Source organism: Bradyrhizobium sp. MI1.11, from assembly GCF_055811255.1.
The window spans coordinates 84,232-99,797 of sequence record NZ_JBVVPM010000012.1 but is presented as its reverse complement, the minus strand read 5'-3'; the positions used below and the strand labels follow the sequence as shown (position 1 = coordinate 99,797).

Below are 15,566 nucleotides of genomic sequence, written 5' to 3'. Positions count from 1 at the left end.
TTTCAAATTCGCTGACCGACGTAACGCGATAATGCGCGTCAACGAGCCGGTGCTCACGAGGGAATGACGCTCCAGGAAGAACATCTTGCAGGCGGGCAACGCGGAGGGCTCGCTGCGCACACCTTTGACCTCTTCAGAATTTGCCGCGCGCCTGGTTCGCTTCAACGCACCGGATGTTCTCGAAAATGCTGCGTTTGGGTGCCGCGTAGCCAATTGCCTGTTGAGCTCCGCGCGTTGCACGCCAGCGAACCTCGATCAGACCGGAAGGCGCAGCGCACAGCGGCTTTCGGCTATCCGTGACGGTTGCCACATGCCGGGCAAGCTACCTCCAGCAAGTATCCATACCAGATGCCGCGACACCGGCTGCACCAATGGCCGGTAGCCTGACGCTCGGGCAAGCCAAGAGCTTTCGAAAGCTGGCTAGTGCCAAGCTCCCTAAAAGGTTCGGAGCTTCCCGCCGGGTTTACACGCGATTGCGGGAAGCGGACAATCTGCGCTGAGGGGTCGCTGCCGATTGCATTCTTGTCGTCGGGCATCGCAAACTCTCACTTAGCTTCGTCGAGACCATATCGCTTGATCTTGTTGGCTAGGCCAACGCGCGACAGACCAAGTTCGTTCGCAGCCCGGCTTTGGTTCCAGCGATGGCGGCCCAGCGCTTCGTTTAGAACCTGCTTCTCGAGGCTTTCGACCTTTTCCTTCAATGTCGTTCCCTGCGGCACAAATGCTAGCGCTGTGTTCGATCGCGGACGTGGTGGCGCCGCGAAAATGGAGGGCGACATATACTTTGTTGTCAAATACTCACCATCTTCCGCCAAGGAGACCATCCTGCGGATTTCGTTTTCAAGCTCGCGAACGTTGCCCGGAAAGTCGAACGCCGCCAGCTTTTCGAGGGTCCCAGCGGAAATACCAAGAATTTTGCGCCCCATCGCATCCGCATGTTTGGCTGCGAAAAATTCCGCAAGGGCCGGAATATCGACAGGGCGTTCACGAAGCGGGGGCACCTCGAGTTCGAAACCCTTGAGACGAAAATAGAGGTCCTGCCGATATTTTCCCGCGGCAACGAGCGCCTGCAACGGCCGATTTGACGCAGCGATGATGCGAACGTTGCAGGTCTGCGTTTTGTCGGAGCCAAGTGGTTTGACTTCGCCCTCCTGAAGAAACCGTAGCAGGCTCACCTGAAAGGATGGCGACACTTCCGATATTTCGTCCAGGAAAACCGTTCCGCCGTCGCCGGCCCGAAACAAACCGAGACGATCGGAGATGGCGCCCGTAAACGCACCGCGCTTATGGCCAAACAATTCCGAATGAAGCAACTCATCGGACATACCGCCGCAGTTCTGGACCATCAACGGACTCGTCTTACGTGTCGAATTGTAGTGAATTGCGCGAGCCAACAATTCCTTGCCTGTGCCGGTCTCTCCTTGGATCAGAATAGGTAATTCTGTTCGCGCCGCCTTCCTCGCAAGATCGCACAGCTCGCTGAGCTTTTCGCTCACATAGACCAATTTTTCAAAACGCTGGCTCTCGACATGCAACGAAGCGCCATTTCGTTGATGAACTCCTACCGTATCGCCTCGGATCTTGAACTCGCGCGACAGCATGCGATGCCGGCGTGAAAGCTCCCGCGACTCCAGCCCGCGCTCGACAACCAAGCCGATTTGCTTTGCATCCAACGGTTTTCGCACAAATTGATAGATCGCCGCCGGTGAAATCGCTTGTTGGCTCAGCTCCGTTTTAGCCTCAAGCGCGAGGACACGAACGATGTCCGGATGGCTGACACGCAAGCCGACGAGGAATGTCAAACCTTCTCCGCCTGACCCGTGTTCTGCCAGAACGAGATCTACGTGAGCGTCCGACAACGCGCTCGTCGCCTCTTCCGCCGAGCGGACGACCAGGACGCGATAGCCATATTCTTCCGATAAAACCACCTCGGCCGCCGACCATTGCGGTCCGCCTCGGGCAACGATGAGGACTGTTCCCTGCGTTTCCATGCAATGCTTCTTAGCTAATTGAAAACCTTCTTAGCAGCAGCCAGCGGAACCTTCAATGGGCAGTCAGAAGGCTTCCAGTTTTGGAAAATGTCTCGGAGGCGGACGATCACCCGTGAACCGAACCGCCATATGCGCAGCACTTTCACATCCGTCGTACGCACCCATTCCGTACGGCCAATGAAGTAATGACTACTGCCATGGTCCGGGGCGTTTATTGAGTTGTCATCCCCCATCGCTGACATGCTTTCGCCGGATTCGCCGAACGATCGACCAAATCATGATCGCGGCAACCGGAACAAATCCCGCAATCATGTAGTTCGGTTCAATCGATACCCATCCGCTGTCATGAGCAGCTTTGACGAAATATGCAAATAGCCCCACGACGTAATAAGTTATGGCCGCGACAGACAAGCCCTCGACGGTTGTCTGCAGACGCAATTGCAGGCGAGTCCGAGCATTCATTGATTGCAGGAGCTCCTGGTTCTGTTGCTCGAGCTCAACATCGACACGCGTTCGCAGGAGGTCTGCGGCGCGCGAAAGTTTGACCGAGAGATTGCCTTGCCGCGCATCGAGGGTGATGCAAGTGCGCATAGCAGGTGCCATTCGGCGTGCCAGAAAGGATGACCAAGTCGGGAACCCGCTCAGCTTCCTCTCCCCGATCGTCTGCAGCCGCTGCGCAACTATCTCTTCATAAGCACGACTGGCTCCAAAGCGGAAGCCGCTGGCGGCCGCGCCCGCCTCAACCTCCGCCGCCATTTCCGTTAGTTCATTCAACAGCTGCCTGTTGCTGGCAATGTCCTTCGCCCCGCGCATTTCGTTCATTACTTCGGCTAACCGCTTTTCAATAAGACCTACGGTGGGCGCGAGCCGATGAGCTTCGGGCAAGCCAAGAAGGGCGAATATGCGATAGGTCTCAACCTCAATAACTCGCTGAACGAGCGCTCCCGCGCGCTCTCGGTCTAGTCCTCGGTCGATAACGAGAATGCGAACAAACCCACACGAATCTGGCTGAAAATCAGTGGCATAAACGGCCTTTCCATCCGAGTTCTCCGCCATTGCCAGACTTGCGCGATCGAACAAAAGCTGCGGTGCTGGCCGATCTTGCTGTTCAGGGAGGAGATGCAAATCGAGAGCAACTAACAGCGGACCCGGTTGGGGAACGAGCCCCATTACCGCTGCGAGCGACGCGGCTCCTGGGCTGAATGGCTCAACATCAACGTCCGATGGGATTTCCCACGTGTAAGTCGTGAATTCTGAATGCTGTTCCCACCGCAAAGCCGTCGTGCCGAGTTGCACGCGATGGTATCTTTCCTCCAGCGACGGCAGGGTCACGCCATGTTTGCTGCAGAGCTCCGCGAGATTCACACGATCCGTTTGTGCACGTCCTTCCGACGTATCGAAAGCGAAGTGGAGGATACGACTGGAAACGGAGATTGGCGTGAATGGACGAGCATGCAACTCGCCCAAAACCGTCGAACGCAATTCATGGGTTGACAGACTGCGCGGTTCATTGTCAACGAGCAAAACGACATCATTCATTTGCAATTCCCGCGCGGATTTTGACAACATCGACAGTTGATTAAACGCCAGATACGGAAACTCCCGTGTACGGATGGATTTGACTACTCGGCAGTACGCCCGCGCTGGTGCCGTGCTCGGAGACCAATGGATTCGGCTCCTAGCTGGGTATCGAACGAGCCATGAGGTCCGCGATGGGTCCTGCTGAACTCACCGCCTAAGATTTGTCTTTGTGGCAGCGGACGTTTCGCCGCGCGTACCGGCTTGGTTTGCATCAACAGCTGCGATGATCAGACCTTGTCGGGCTCAGGTCCGTCTACAGGCCGCAGGCGATCATCGATGTAGCGTCGAAGCGCTGCGGCAGCGTTCAACATGTGGGCGCGCATTCTGCGCGAAGCCGTATCGCCATCCCCCTCAGCGATCGCCTGCATGATGGCATCATGCTCGTCGCGGGACTTGCGGATGCGATCGCCCTGGCGCAATTGCGTGCGGCGGAAGGCGCTGAGGCGCGCGCGGACCTCCTGCGCCTGCTCCGCCATGAACGCGTTGTGCGTTGCGCTGTAGATGCCTTCGTGGAACAGGCGGTTGAACGCATCATAGGCATCGACGTCGTTGGCCTCGACCATCGCCAGGGAGCCATCGTGAAGCTCGATCAGGTCGCTGCGCTCGAGCGGGGTCATGCGATAGGTGGCGAGCCTGACGCACATGGCTTCCACCTCTGCGCTCGTCTCGAACATGTCCATGATGCGTTCGGGCGTCATCCGTGCCACGACAAGCCCGCGACGGCCCCGCACCTCGACGAGCCCGCTGACGACGAGTTGCCGGAGCGCCTCCCGCACCGGAGTGCGGGAAGCCCCAAAGCGATCGGCAAGCTGCTGCTCTTCCAGCGCTGAACCGGCAACGAGCGCACCGGAGGCAATCTCGTCGGTGAGCGCGTTTCGGATGCGATCGGAGAGCAGCCCGGCATCCTCTTCCGCTTCGGCTGCGACCTTGAACAAACCCGCCATTCACTCTCCTACGATCGCGCGCACCGCAAAATAAAGGATTGACGGCGCGACCAGGCAGCCCAATCCGGTGTGAAATGTCGCCGTCAACGCACCATAAGGCACCAGACGCCGATCGGTCGCCGCAAGCCCTCCGGAAACACCGCTGACCGTCCCCATCAAGCCGCCAAACACCATTGCGCTTCGCGGATTGTTCAGACCGATCATCTTCGCCACAAAGGGGGTACCGATCATGACGATCACTGCCTTGAATACACCGGTCGCAATCGAGAGCGCAATGACCGGTGACGATGCTCCGATCGCGGCTCCGGTGACCGGCCCCACGATATAGGTCACCGCGCCGGCACCAATCGTCGTCATCGACACCGCATCGGTATAGCCAAATGCGGCGGCAACGAACACGCCGAGAATGAAGGGAACGACCGTTCCCAGTCCAAGCGCGATCGCTCCGATCGCGCCGGCCTTGCGCGCATGAACGACATCGACCTCGAAGGCCGTGGCGACGATGGCGAAATCCCGCAGCATCGCGCCTCCCATCAAGCCGATCCCGGTCAGTGCCGGCAGGTCGGCCACACCCTTTTCGCCACCGGTGGCAAGCCCCCCGAAAAAGGCCAGCGCAAGACCGAGCATGATCGCGATTGCGGAGGCGTGGATCCGCCCGAAGGTGAGGTATTTCGAGATCGCTCCCGATATCCACATCAGGATCCCCACAGCCGCGAAAGCGGTGATCAGCGCATTGGCGGCGAGTACGTGAGACATCATGTTCATCCGATCCTCCCGGACTTGAAGTGGGGCACGTTGGCCTCAATCAACTCTCGCGCTTCGATCTCGTCCATGGTCTCGACACGGCCGCTCAGTCGGCCGATCAGGGCTACCATCGCGAAACACACCGCGACCGCGCCAATTCCCGCGACGACGACGACCGGTCCGCCTTTGACCGCAGCGACCACGTTTTGCTGCGCGGCCATGGCGACCACGATCGGGATGTAGAAGCTGCCCCAAAACTCGACGCCGGTCTTGAGCCCGGGACTGAGCTGGCCATGCCGGAGCAGCCAGAGTCGGCCCGCGATCAGGAACATCATCGCGATCCCGACGCCGCCGACATTGGCCTTTACGCCGAGGGCGACGCCAAGCAGGTCCCCCAGCAGGCCGCCGAGCAGCGTGCAGATTGCGAGCAGTGCAACACCGGAAATGGTCACGGGCGCCTCCCCTCAATAGCGAGGATCGGACCCCCGGATATGGACGCCATGCATGCAATCCCATCGCAAATTCCCTCCTGTGTATGCGAATATCACTCGCTTATGGAATTGTGCATACACTAATTGACATTGTAACGCAACATGCATACATTGAACCTGCTCGAAACGAGCTGCGCATGCCGGGGAGCCGAGATGAACGATTGGGGTATGCAAAAGGCCGCTTTGGGCGAGCGCCTCGCGGCGGGCCGACGCTACGCCGAGGGGAAGGTCGTTCCTCTCTCGAGCCTGCCAGCTTTTCTCAAAACCGTGGTCAGGTCAGGCGACCGGGTGTGCCTCGAGGGCGACAATCAGAAGCAGGCTGACATCCTCGCCTCGGCGCTCGCAAACCTCGACCCTGCCGAGGTTCATGACCTGCACATGGTCCAGTCCGGTGTGGTGCTGCCCGCGCATCTCGACATCTTCGAGAAGGGCATCGCTCGCCGGCTCGACTTCTCCTATTCCGGCCCGCAGGCGGCGCGCATCGCGAAGATGCTGTTCGGCCGCAAGATCGAGCTCGGCGCCGTCCATACCTACCTGGAGCTGTTCGCCCGCTATTTCATCGATCTCACGCCGAACGTTGCGCTGATCGCCGCGGTGAGCGCCGACAAGGACGGCAACCTCTATACCGGACCGAACACCGAAGACACGCCGACTGTCGTGGAAGCGACGAGCTACAAGAACGGCCTCGTCGTGGCGCAGGTCACCGAGATCGTCGACAAGGTGCCCCGCGTCGACATTCCCGGCGACCTCGTGCATTTCGTGGTCGAAGCCGGGCGCCCCTTCTATGTCGAACCGCTCTTCACCCGCGATCCCGCCGCCATCACCGAGACCCAAATCCTGACGGCGATGCTGGCCATCAAGGGCATCTACGCCCCCTATGGCGTGCGCCGACTCAATCACGGTATCGGCTTCAACACCGCCGCGATCGAGCTGCTGCTCCCGACCTATGGCGAGAAACTCGGTCTCAAGGGCAAGATCTGCACCCACTTCGCGCTCAATCCGCATCCAACGCTGATTCCGGCGATCGAAGCCGGCTGGGTCGAGCAGATCCATTGCTTCGGATCGGAAGTCGGCATGGAGGACTATGTCGCCGGCCGATCGGATATCTTCTTCACGGGACCTGACGGGTCGCTGCGATCCAATCGCGCCTTCTGCCAGACCGCGGGCCTCTATGCTTGCGACATGTTCATCGGGTCGACGCTCCAGATCGACCTCGAGGGCCACAGCTCGACGGTTACGACCAGCCGCATCGCCGGATTCGGCGGTGCCCCCAACATGGGATCCGATCCACGGGGCCGCCGCCACCCGAGCGAACCCTGGCTCAAGGCCGGCGCCGAGGCTGCGCCCGACGCCGATGCAGCGCTGCGCCGCGGCCGCAAGCTGGTGGTGCAGATCGGCGAGACCTTTGGCGAGCGCAACGCCCCGCTGTTCGTCGAGCGGCTGGACGCGCTCGAGCTGGCGCGCGAGCTCAAGCTCGATCTCGCGCCAGTGATGGTCTATTCCGACGACGTCACCCACATCGTAACCGAGGAAGGTATCGCCAACCTCCTGATGTGCCGCACCAAGGACGAGCGCGAGCAGGCGATACGCGGAGTTGCCGGATACACCGGCATCGGCCGCGCCCGCGATCCGAAACTTGTCGAGCAGCTCAGGCAGCGTGGTGTGATTCAGCGCCCCGAAGATCTCGGCATAGATCCGCTCGACGCCGACCGGAATCTGCTGGCGGCCCGGTCGATCAAGGACCTCATGCTGGCCTCCGGCAGCCTCTACCGCCCGCCCAGCCGCTTCCGCAATTGGTGAGGAGTTTTGCATGGAAAAGCTCAGCTTCAGACTGTCTTCCCCGAGCAGCGCCAGCGGCACTCGCTCGCAGGCAATCGTCGGTGTCGTCGCGTCCGGCAATCTCGAGGTCCTGCTGGAACGGACCTCGCCCGCCGATGTCTGCACCATCGAGATCGCTACCGCCGCCCATGGCTTCGGCATGGTGTGGGATGCCGTGGTCCGCGACTTCGTCGCCCGCCGGTCGGCCGGTGGCTTGCGCATTTCCATCAATGACGGCGGAGCCCGGCCCGACACGGTCGCGCTACGGCTCGCACAGGGCGTCCGCAAGATCGAGGAGCCGGAACGATGACAGCCGCCACAGCCAACAATGTTTCGCTGAGCTGGTATGAGGCGAGCGCCCGGCAGCGCATCGACGCTCTCGTCGATGCCGGCAGCTTTCGTGAACTGATCGGCCCCGAATTGAGAGAGACGAGTCCGCATCTTTCGATCTTCGATCTGCCCGAGCAGTTCGACGACGGCATTGTGATCGGGCGCGGCCGGGTGGACGGTTCGTCCGTGCTCGTTGCCGCACAGGAAGGACGCTTCATGGGCGGCGCGTTCGGTGAAGTCCATGGCGCCAAACTCACCGGACTGCTGCGCGCGGCGTGCCTGCTGCAACAGGACGTGCTGATCCTGTTCGACACCGGCGGTGTACGGCTGCAAGAGGCCAATGCCGGTGAACTCGCGATCGCCGAGATCATGCGCGCAATCGTCGAGGCACGGCGCGCGGGCATCAGCGTGATCGGGCTGATCGGGGGACGCGCCGGATGCTACGGCGGCGGGAGCCTGATCGCCGGCACCTGCTCGCGCCTGATCGTGTCGGAGCAGGGCCGGATCAGTGTCAGTGGTCCCGAGGTGATCGAGACCAACAAAGGCATCGAGGAGTTCGACTCGCGCGACCGCGCGCTGGTCTGGCGCACGATGGGTGGCAAGCACCGCTACCTGATCGGCGGCGCCGACATGTTCGTCGACGACGACGCGCTGGCGTTCCGTCGGGCTGCGATCGACGCGCTCAAGCTCAAGCAACGGTGCGATCCAGCGGTTCTCAAGGCGGAGCAGAAGCGCCTCGAGCGGCGGATGCAGCGCTTCGGCGATAGCGAGGACGCCGTCGAGATCTGGCAGTCGCTTGGCCTCAACGAGCCGACCAATATCCCCGCGCTTCCAACGGACACGTTCCTTCGCGCGGCAGGCAAGAGGGAGAACGCCGATGACGCTCGATAACATTCTGGCCGGCCTCTTCCCGAACGGCAGCAAGATCGAGGTCACCGGTGCGATCATCGCCGGCAAGGCGACGCTAGCCGATGGAAAGCCGGTCCACGTGCTCGGCATCAGCCAAGGACAGGACCTTGGCGTGGACGAAGCGATCGAGCTCGCAGGCCATGTGATCGAGATCATCGGATCGCAAGACCGCGCTCCGATCCTGGTTCTGGTGGATTCCGCCAGTCAGCGCATGAGCCGGCGCGACGAGCTGCTCGGCCTCAGCGAGTACCTGTCGCATCTCGCCAAGGCGCTGCTGCTGGCGGAGGCAGAAGGTCACCGCACCGTCGGTCTGCTCTACGGCGGCAGCGCGGCCGGCGCGTTCATCGCAACGGCGCTGGCCACCGGCACGCTGGTGGCGCTTCCGGGCGCGCATCCCGCCGTGATGGATCTGCCGTCGATGGCGCGGGTCACCAAGCTTCCGATCGAGCTTTTGAAGGCCAAGGCGGAAGCGACGCCGGTGTTCGCGCCCGGGCTCGACAACATGGTTCGCACCGGCGGCATTCAAATTGTCTGGGACGAAACTGCGCCGTTGGCACCGCAGTTTGCGGCCGTGCTGGATCGGCCTATCGGACAGGATAATCGCGGCCGGCTCGGGGCCGAACGAGGTGGACGGCGGAAGGCAGCCGACATCGCCGACCGGGTCGTCGCGATGGCGACGAGCGCATCCCGGGACCTGCGCCGTGGCTGATCCTCTCGAACGCCATACGATGGTGAAGACTTCCCCGGCCGCCTGGACCGCGGTGATGGCACGGCACCCGGAGTTAGCCGAGCATTTGATCGTCGAAGGCTGGGCGCGCGCCGGCCGTCCGCTCGTCGTGCGGCGGCCAGGCTGCAGCCATCCCGCGGGAACTATTCCGGTCGGAATGCCGCTGCCGCCGTCTCACGGCAAGCGGCGCATCGCGGTCGCGCTCGATGCCGGCGAGATTATCGAGCAGAAGCCGCCTCCGCTGCTGGCCGACGCGGCCGCGTCCGCCCCCGCCGCGTGGCAGGACACGATCGATCGGCTTGTCCGCCTGTGTCCGGAAACCCGAACTTTCGGCAGCCTGGCTTGGCAACATCTCACCGGCCTGCCCTATCTTTCGGATCAGTCGGACCTCGACCTGCTGTGGCCCGCACTGGCACCCGAGCAGGCGAGCACCCTGCCCTTCGAGATCGCCGACATTGCGCACCTGGCGCCGATGCGGTTGGACGGAGAGATCATCTGTGCCGCAGGCGGCGTGCAATGGCGTGAACTGACAGGCGCGAACGCGGACGAAGTTCTCGTGAAGCGGCACAGCGGTGTTCAAAGCATGACTAGAGCCGCTTTTCTCGCAGGCAGGACGCCATGACTATTTCGCTGAGATGGCAATCACAGCCGGGACGCGAGCTCCATGCGGAGCAGATCGGTGATCTCGCATCGCTTTGCCTCAAGCTTGAGGTTACAACGCATCCGAAGCCGGGGCTCGTCAGCCAGATCGACAACGGCGCACACAGCGACATGGACGCCGAGCTGCTGTGCCGCAGTGCCGATACCCTCACTGCCTTCTTCCGTGAGTTGGCGGTTGCGGGCGCCGAGGGCGCCGGCATGAGCCGACTGCGCGCGATCGGGGTCGCGGCCGAGCGCGCCATGCTCGCGGCTACAGCAGGAGTGAACACGCATCGCGGCGCAATCTTCGGGCTGGGCCTCCTCTGCGCCGCGGCCGGTTTTCGCAGCGCGCTCGGCCTTCGAAAGTCGCTCGGCGATGTGGTGTCGCAAAGGTGGGGCGACGACATCCTGTCCGGCCCGATATCGCTGCGCAGCCATGGCTCCGTGGCCGCCCGGCGCTACGGCGCCGGCGGCGCCAGGGCGGAAGCGGCCGATGGCTTTCCGTCGGTCTATGACATCGCACTGCCCGCGTTGCGCGCGGCACGGACGCGCGCACCTGATGACGAGGAAGCGGTGCGCATTCAGACATGCATGACCCTCATCGCCAATGTTGCCGACACCAACTTGCTCCATCGGGGCGGACCCGAGGGATTGCGCTTCGCGCAAGCCAGCGCATCGGCATTCCTCTCCGCCGGAGGCGTCGGGTCTGCGGAGTGGCGCGCCCGCGCCGTCGATATTCATCACGCGTTCGTGGCGCGCAATCTCAGCCCGGGCGGCTCGGCGGATCTGCTGGCCATGGCGCTGTTCGTCGATCGGCTGGAGCGCTGATGCTAGCGCTGCTCTGCGGCGGACAAGGTACGCTTTCGGACAAGGTCTTCGATCTGGTCGCCGATCGAGCTGCCGCAGAGCCGATCTTTGCTGCGGCGACCGCCTGTCTCGGCGAGGATCCCCGGAAGCTGGTCAGGACGCAAGGCAGCGACGAACTGTCCGCCAACCATGTCAGCCAGATCCTGACCGTCACATCGGCGCTGGCGATCCACGGCTGCATTGCCGACCTGCTGACCCGGCAAACTGCCGTCACGGGTTACAGCGTCGGCGAGATGGCGGCCTGGAGCATTGCCGGAATATGGACGGCCGAAGAAGCCTTGCGGTTGACGGATGTCCGCGCGCAGCTGATGGACCGTGTGGCCGGACCGGGCGGTCGCCTCGGCTATGTACGCGGCCTGGATCGGGCCGCGCTCGAACCTCTGCTCGAAGCATACCGCTGCAAGATCGCGATCCGGAACCCCCATCGTCTTGTCGTGATCGCGGGCTCTGAGCAGGACGTGATCGATCTCTGCCAGGAGGCAGTTCGACGGGGCGCCGTGCGCAGCGGTCTTCTCGCAGTGAAGATCGCTTCCCACACCTCACGGCTCGCGAGAGCCTGCAAACCATTGCAGGAGGCGCTCGACGCCAGCAGGCGCGCCCCAATTGCAAGCGGGCGAATCCTGCTCGCGGGAGGCGACGGCGAGCGCATCTTCTCGGCAAGCGATGCGACAGTGAAGCTTGCCTGCCAGGTCGCGCGCCTCGTCGACTGGTCGGCGACGCTGGAGGCCTTGGCAGAGCTGGGGGTCAACAGGGTGCTGGACCTAGGTCCGGGACATGCGCTGGCCGAAATGATGCAGTCGTTCCGTCCCGACATCCGCTGCTACGCGGCCGATGGATTTCGCACGGTGGGAGGCTTGCGAAGCTGGGTTGCTTCCGAATAGCGGCCGCGGGGACCGCGGGCGGATATCGTGAGAGCCGTTCGGCGTGGGTCGGCATGGAACGGTCAGAGGTACTGCCGTTTGGCTGAAGCTCCTCGTGCGGCCTGCTTCCAGGGCTTGCTTAGACAGACTAATGCGGGATTTTTCTTGAGCTCTCGGTGCACACGTCGGCGCATGGCGGCTTCTAACCGATTTGAAAACTTAAAGTCTCGCTCCAATCCATCATGGGCCGATTTGAGCGAATTACAGCAACCGAGGGCCAACCAGATCCAATCATGGCCCCGAAGCGCTTGGATTCACGGATCGGGGGCGGGATTTGATGTCCTGTTCGTCGGCGCGATCATGCCGGGCGGCATCAACGGACGGCTGCTTGCCGTCGAGATCGACAATCGCCGGCCCGGTACTTTACACGTGGGATATCCGGAGAACGCGATCATTCACCATGGCCTGCTCGATCCGGGGCTTTCCTTGCTCAGCAAGCCGTCCCGGAAGGTCCCTGCTTCCTCCGCTTTGGCGCGTCAGTTCGCGCACCGCGCTTCCAATGCGTCGATGAACGAACGATCCCATCGGCCGTCACGCATGGCCTGCATCGTCGCTTCTTCGCGGACACGCTGAGTCTCGGCATTCGCGATCAACGAGCGAGCCGCATCGGGCGCGAATGCGAGCAGGCCATCCTGATCGCCAACGAGCAGATCGCCTGGGCGCACGACCATCCCACCGACCGTGACCGGCACATTGATCGCGCCAGGACCATCCTTGTAGGGGCCGCGGTGATTGACGCCGCGTGCGTAGATCGGAAACGTCCGCTCGCGGATTTCCGCCACGTCGCGGATTGCGCCGTCGATCACCATCCCGGCAAGCCCGATGGTTGCCCCATAGAAAGATAGAATACCTCCGATCACGGCGTTCGTGGTGTCGCCACCCGCGTCGATCACCATGACATCGCCGGGGCGGCAAAACTCGAAGGCGCGCAGGATGGCGAGGTTGTCGCCGCCCCGCGTGAGTACGGTGACCGCCGTTCCGGCGAGCGAGGCAGGCTTATGATAGGGCGTGAGCCCGACGGAGCCCCGGTTGCGCTGCATATTGTCGCTTAGGAGCGCCACGGGGATGTCACGCAGCGCCGTGATGATGTCGGCGGACACCTGTGGTGCGGAGGCATTCTTCGTGAGACCGGACGTCTGCATGGCTTCGAATCCTGTGTGGAGTGTTAGCGTAAATCCGACACGGCCCGCGCGATGCGCGCGACCCCATCGGTCAATGTTTCAATGTCGGTGGCGATCGAAAGCCTGAAATAGGGAGAGAGCCCATAGGCCGTTCCGGCAACCAACGCGACACCGGCGCTGTCGAGAAAATACAAAACCACGTCGCCGTCGGCGTCGAGCCGTTTGCCGTCGGGCGAGGTCTTGCCGATCAAGCCTCCGCAATTGACATAGAGGTAGAAAGCACCATCCGGCGCCCGGCAACTCAGGCCGGGAACGGCGTTGACGAGCGGCAAGATCGCGTCGCGTCGTTGCCGGTAGATCGCGACACTTTGCTCGACGAAGCTCTGGTCGCCGTCGAGGGCCGCCGCGGCTGCGGCTTGGCTGATCGAACAGCAGTTTCCGGCCGATTGGGACAGAAGCGTGTTGATCGCCTGGACGAGATCGCTCGGGCCTGCGATCCAGCCGATCCGCCAGCCCGTCATGGCGTAGGTCTTGGAAACACCGTTGATGGCCAGCGTGCGATTGCGCAGTTCGGGTGCGACCGTGAGAAGGTGTGGCACGCTGACACCGTCGTAGCGAATGTGCTCATAGATGTCATCGGTCATCACCATGACATGCGGATGCTTCGCTAGCACGCCGGCGAGCGCACGATATTCGTCGGCCGTATAACTTGCGCCGGTCGGATTGCTCGGCGAATTGATCACGAGCCAGCGCGTTCGCGGGGTGATCGCGCCCTCCAGTTGCGCCGCGGTCAACTTGAAATTCTGCGCCTCCGCGCACGGAACAAAGACCGGGGTACCATCACAGGCAATCGCCATATCGGGATAGGAAACCCAGTAGGGTGCCGGAATGATCACCTCATCGCCGGGCTCCAGCGTGGCCGCGAACGCGCTGTAGATCGCGCTCTTTGCGCCGTTCGTTGCAATAATCTCGTCGAGCGCATAGGTCAGCCCGTTCTCGCGCTCGAGCTTGGCCGCAATCGCGCGCCTGAGATCCACGGTACCAGCCATCAGGGTGTATCGCGTCGCACCTTTATCCATCGCGTTCGCCGCCGCCTGGCGAATGTGCGCAGGCGTGTCGAAATCGGGTTCGCCGACCACGAGACTGACAATCTGTCTGCCCTGCCGGCGCAATTCATTGGCGCGATCGGCGGCCGCCGTGCTGGGTGAAGGCTTAATTCGCCTGACGCGCTCTGCGATGCGGGATGAGTTCACCATGAACCTCGATCATACTGTCGGGTCGCGACGCTATCTTTTGGCGCGGGGTAAGGCCAAGACGAGTTCGGTCTTCCTCGATATGAATCTCTTATAGATGATGGCGATTTCGGCTAACGTGGCAGAGTTCTTGCTGGCGCCGAGGCCGGCCGAGCAAGCAGTAGAGGGCGACGGCCCGGTGGGAGCAATCCGTGAACCTGAGGCGCTTGCAATATTTCGTGAAAATCGTCGATATCGGCAGTCTTACACAAGCAGCCGACATCCTGCACGTGGCGCAGCCGGCGCTCAGCCAGCAACTGGCGACGCTGGAGGGCGAGGTCAAGCAGCAATTGTTGCTTCGGACGAAACGCGGGGTCACGCCGACGGAAGCTGGCAAGGTACTCTACCGACACGCCCAGCTCATCCTGCGCCAGTGCGACCAGGCGAAAGTCGACATGAACGCCGCCGGCCAGGGCCTGTTGGGTGCGGTCTCCGTCGGACTGGCTCCCGGCACGGCTGCGGCCAGATTGGCGCTGCCGCTGTTGCGGACGGTGCGCGCCCGCCATCCCGGCATATTGCTCTACCTCAACGAAACCTATGGCAACACGTTGTCCGAACTCGTCATGAACGGACGCATGGATATGGCCGTGCTCTACGGTGGGCAGACCGCCGTGCATGGCCTGGCGTTCGTTCCCTTGCTGAAAGAACAGCTCTTCCTGGTCGGGTCCGACCAAATGGTGGCGCCGCCCGAACAGGTGCCTCTGCGCATGATCGGAGAGCTGGAGCTGTTTCTTCCGCGCCCCTACAATGTCGTGCGCCGAATGGTGAACGAGGCTTTTGCCGCCGCCGGAATGACGCCCAGGGTCGTCGCGGAGATTGAATCGGCCAGCACGCTCACGGCCGCTATCGCCGACGGTCTCGGAGCCACGATCCTGCCGGAATCGATGGCTCGCGAAGTTGCAGCATTATGCAACGCCTGGCAATCGCGGATCACGGACCCGGTGATCGAAGCGCCCCTCGCCCTCTGCCAATCGGACCATCTGCCGCTGTCAGAACCAGCGCAAGCGATCAGGGATATTCTTCTGGAGCTGATCGCCGCGCTGCCTGGCAGCGAGATCGCATCGGGATGAACAACTAAACTCCCGGCTTCATAAGCGCGCCTTATCGGGACAAAGCCATTATGTCTTGGCGCCGGCGCCCGAGCATTAGTAGCCTTTCGTACATTGGCTGCGTGTTCGCGCGAGGAGCCCGA

General features: G+C 62.3%; 15 protein-coding genes. 8 read left to right on the top strand and 7 right to left on the bottom strand.

Annotated features, from left to right (window positions below):
• Positions 1 to 545: 545 nt before the first annotated feature.
• The 5 genes from AC0L30_RS14940 to madL form a co-directional block, all read right to left on the bottom strand.
• Positions 546 to 1,991, bottom strand: coding sequence for a sigma-54 dependent transcriptional regulator (locus tag AC0L30_RS14940; protein ID WP_473404608.1), 1,446 nt, complete (start codon positions 1,989 to 1,991; stop codon positions 546 to 548).
• A 222-nt stretch (positions 1,992 to 2,213) separates the two neighbouring features.
• Positions 2,214 to 3,530: a DUF3422 family protein gene (locus AC0L30_RS14935; RefSeq protein WP_473404607.1), complete on the bottom strand. Its 1,317-nt coding sequence runs from the start codon at positions 3,528 to 3,530 to the stop codon at positions 2,214 to 2,216.
• A gap of 269 nt (positions 3,531 to 3,799) precedes the next feature.
• The gene (locus AC0L30_RS14930) at positions 3,800 to 4,516 is read right to left on the bottom strand and encodes a GntR family transcriptional regulator (protein ID WP_473404606.1); all 717 of its coding nucleotides are present in this window, start codon (positions 4,514 to 4,516) and stop codon (positions 3,800 to 3,802) included.
• Complete coding sequence (gene madM, locus AC0L30_RS14925; RefSeq protein ID WP_473404605.1) at positions 4,517 to 5,281, bottom strand: malonate transporter subunit MadM; 765 nt, start codon at positions 5,279 to 5,281, stop codon at positions 4,517 to 4,519.
• Positions 5,278 to 5,712: a malonate transporter subunit MadL gene (madL, locus tag AC0L30_RS14920; protein ID WP_007594390.1), complete on the bottom strand. Its 435-nt coding sequence runs from the start codon at positions 5,710 to 5,712 to the stop codon at positions 5,278 to 5,280. Before madL ends, madM begins: the two co-directional genes overlap by 4 nt.
• A gap of 192 nt (positions 5,713 to 5,904) precedes the next feature.
• On the opposite strand from madL, the gene mdcA reads away from it, so the two are divergent.
• Genes mdcA through AC0L30_RS14885 form a run of 7 tightly spaced genes read left to right on the top strand, consistent with a single transcriptional unit; the run spans position 5,905 to position 11,922 of the window.
• On the top strand, positions 5,905 to 7,551 hold the full coding sequence (mdcA, locus tag AC0L30_RS14915; RefSeq protein WP_473404604.1) for a malonate decarboxylase subunit alpha: 1,647 nt from the start codon (positions 5,905 to 5,907) through the stop codon (positions 7,549 to 7,551).
• A 10-nt stretch (positions 7,552 to 7,561) separates the two neighbouring features.
• Positions 7,562 to 7,879, top strand: coding sequence for a malonate decarboxylase acyl carrier protein (mdcC, locus tag AC0L30_RS14910; protein ID WP_473404603.1), 318 nt, complete (start codon positions 7,562 to 7,564; stop codon positions 7,877 to 7,879).
• Entirely contained in the window at positions 7,876 to 8,790 is a 915-nt protein-coding gene (locus tag AC0L30_RS14905; RefSeq protein ID WP_473404602.1) for a biotin-independent malonate decarboxylase subunit beta, read from the top strand. Before mdcC ends, AC0L30_RS14905 begins: the two co-directional genes overlap by 4 nt.
• Complete coding sequence (mdcE, locus tag AC0L30_RS14900) at positions 8,777 to 9,517, top strand: biotin-independent malonate decarboxylase subunit gamma (protein ID WP_473404601.1); 741 nt, start codon at positions 8,777 to 8,779, stop codon at positions 9,515 to 9,517. The genes AC0L30_RS14905 and mdcE overlap by 14 nt, the downstream gene beginning before the upstream one ends.
• Positions 9,510 to 10,157: a malonate decarboxylase holo-[acyl-carrier-protein] synthase gene (mdcG, locus tag AC0L30_RS14895; RefSeq protein WP_473404600.1), complete on the top strand. Its 648-nt coding sequence runs from the start codon at positions 9,510 to 9,512 to the stop codon at positions 10,155 to 10,157. The genes mdcE and mdcG overlap by 8 nt, the downstream gene beginning before the upstream one ends.
• Positions 10,154 to 11,002, top strand: a complete 849-nt coding sequence (gene mdcB, locus AC0L30_RS14890; RefSeq protein ID WP_007594401.1) for a triphosphoribosyl-dephospho-CoA synthase MdcB — start codon at positions 10,154 to 10,156, stop codon at positions 11,000 to 11,002. The genes mdcG and mdcB overlap by 4 nt, the downstream gene beginning before the upstream one ends.
• The gene (locus tag AC0L30_RS14885; protein ID WP_473404599.1) at positions 11,002 to 11,922 is read left to right on the top strand and encodes an acyltransferase domain-containing protein; all 921 of its coding nucleotides are present in this window, start codon (positions 11,002 to 11,004) and stop codon (positions 11,920 to 11,922) included. Before mdcB ends, AC0L30_RS14885 begins: the two co-directional genes overlap by 1 nt.
• 515 nt (positions 11,923 to 12,437) lie before the next feature.
• Here AC0L30_RS14885 and AC0L30_RS14880 read toward each other — a convergent pair.
• Together AC0L30_RS14880 and AC0L30_RS14875 are read right to left on the bottom strand one after the other, a co-directional pair.
• Positions 12,438 to 13,103 carry an RraA family protein gene (locus tag AC0L30_RS14880; RefSeq protein WP_473404598.1) on the bottom strand — a complete coding sequence of 222 codons (666 nt, stop codon included), beginning with the start codon at positions 13,101 to 13,103 and terminating at the stop codon, positions 12,438 to 12,440.
• A 23-nt stretch (positions 13,104 to 13,126) separates the two neighbouring features.
• A complete protein-coding gene (locus AC0L30_RS14875; protein WP_473404597.1) occupies positions 13,127 to 14,338 on the bottom strand; it encodes an aspartate transaminase in 1,212 nt (403 codons plus the stop codon).
• A 188-nt stretch (positions 14,339 to 14,526) separates the two neighbouring features.
• Here AC0L30_RS14875 and nac point away from each other — a divergent pair, with 188 nt between their 5' ends.
• A complete protein-coding gene (gene nac, locus AC0L30_RS14870; RefSeq protein ID WP_473404596.1) occupies positions 14,527 to 15,444 on the top strand; it encodes a nitrogen assimilation transcriptional regulator NAC in 918 nt (305 codons plus the stop codon).
• Positions 15,445 to 15,566: the final 122 nt, after the last annotated feature.

What these genes read in the sequence shown, in the direction of transcription:
- AC0L30_RS14940 (WP_473404608.1), bottom strand. Translation starts at nt 1,991, where the DNA reads ATGGAAACGCAGGGAACAGTCCTCATCGTTGCCCGAGGCGGACCGCAA.
- AC0L30_RS14935 (WP_473404607.1), bottom strand. Translation starts at nt 3,530, where the DNA reads ATGAATGATGTCGTTTTGCTCGTTGACAATGAACCGCGCAGTCTGTCA.
- AC0L30_RS14930 (WP_473404606.1), bottom strand. Translation starts at nt 4,516, where the DNA reads ATGGCGGGTTTGTTCAAGGTCGCAGCCGAAGCGGAAGAGGATGCCGGG.
- madM (WP_473404605.1), bottom strand. Translation starts at nt 5,281, where the DNA reads ATGAACATGATGTCTCACGTACTCGCCGCCAATGCGCTGATCACCGCT.
- mdcA (WP_473404604.1), top strand. Translation starts at nt 5,905, where the DNA reads ATGAACGATTGGGGTATGCAAAAGGCCGCTTTGGGCGAGCGCCTCGCG.
- mdcC (WP_473404603.1), top strand. Translation starts at nt 7,562, where the DNA reads ATGGAAAAGCTCAGCTTCAGACTGTCTTCCCCGAGCAGCGCCAGCGGC.
- AC0L30_RS14905 (WP_473404602.1), top strand. Translation starts at nt 7,876, where the DNA reads ATGACAGCCGCCACAGCCAACAATGTTTCGCTGAGCTGGTATGAGGCG.
- mdcE (WP_473404601.1), top strand. Translation starts at nt 8,777, where the DNA reads ATGACGCTCGATAACATTCTGGCCGGCCTCTTCCCGAACGGCAGCAAG.
- mdcB (WP_007594401.1), top strand. Translation starts at nt 10,154, where the DNA reads ATGACTATTTCGCTGAGATGGCAATCACAGCCGGGACGCGAGCTCCAT.
- AC0L30_RS14885 (WP_473404599.1), top strand. Translation starts at nt 11,002, where the DNA reads ATGCTAGCGCTGCTCTGCGGCGGACAAGGTACGCTTTCGGACAAGGTC.
- AC0L30_RS14880 (WP_473404598.1), bottom strand. Translation starts at nt 13,103, where the DNA reads ATGCAGACGTCCGGTCTCACGAAGAATGCCTCCGCACCACAGGTGTCC.
- AC0L30_RS14875 (WP_473404597.1), bottom strand. Translation starts at nt 14,338, where the DNA reads ATGGTGAACTCATCCCGCATCGCAGAGCGCGTCAGGCGAATTAAGCCT.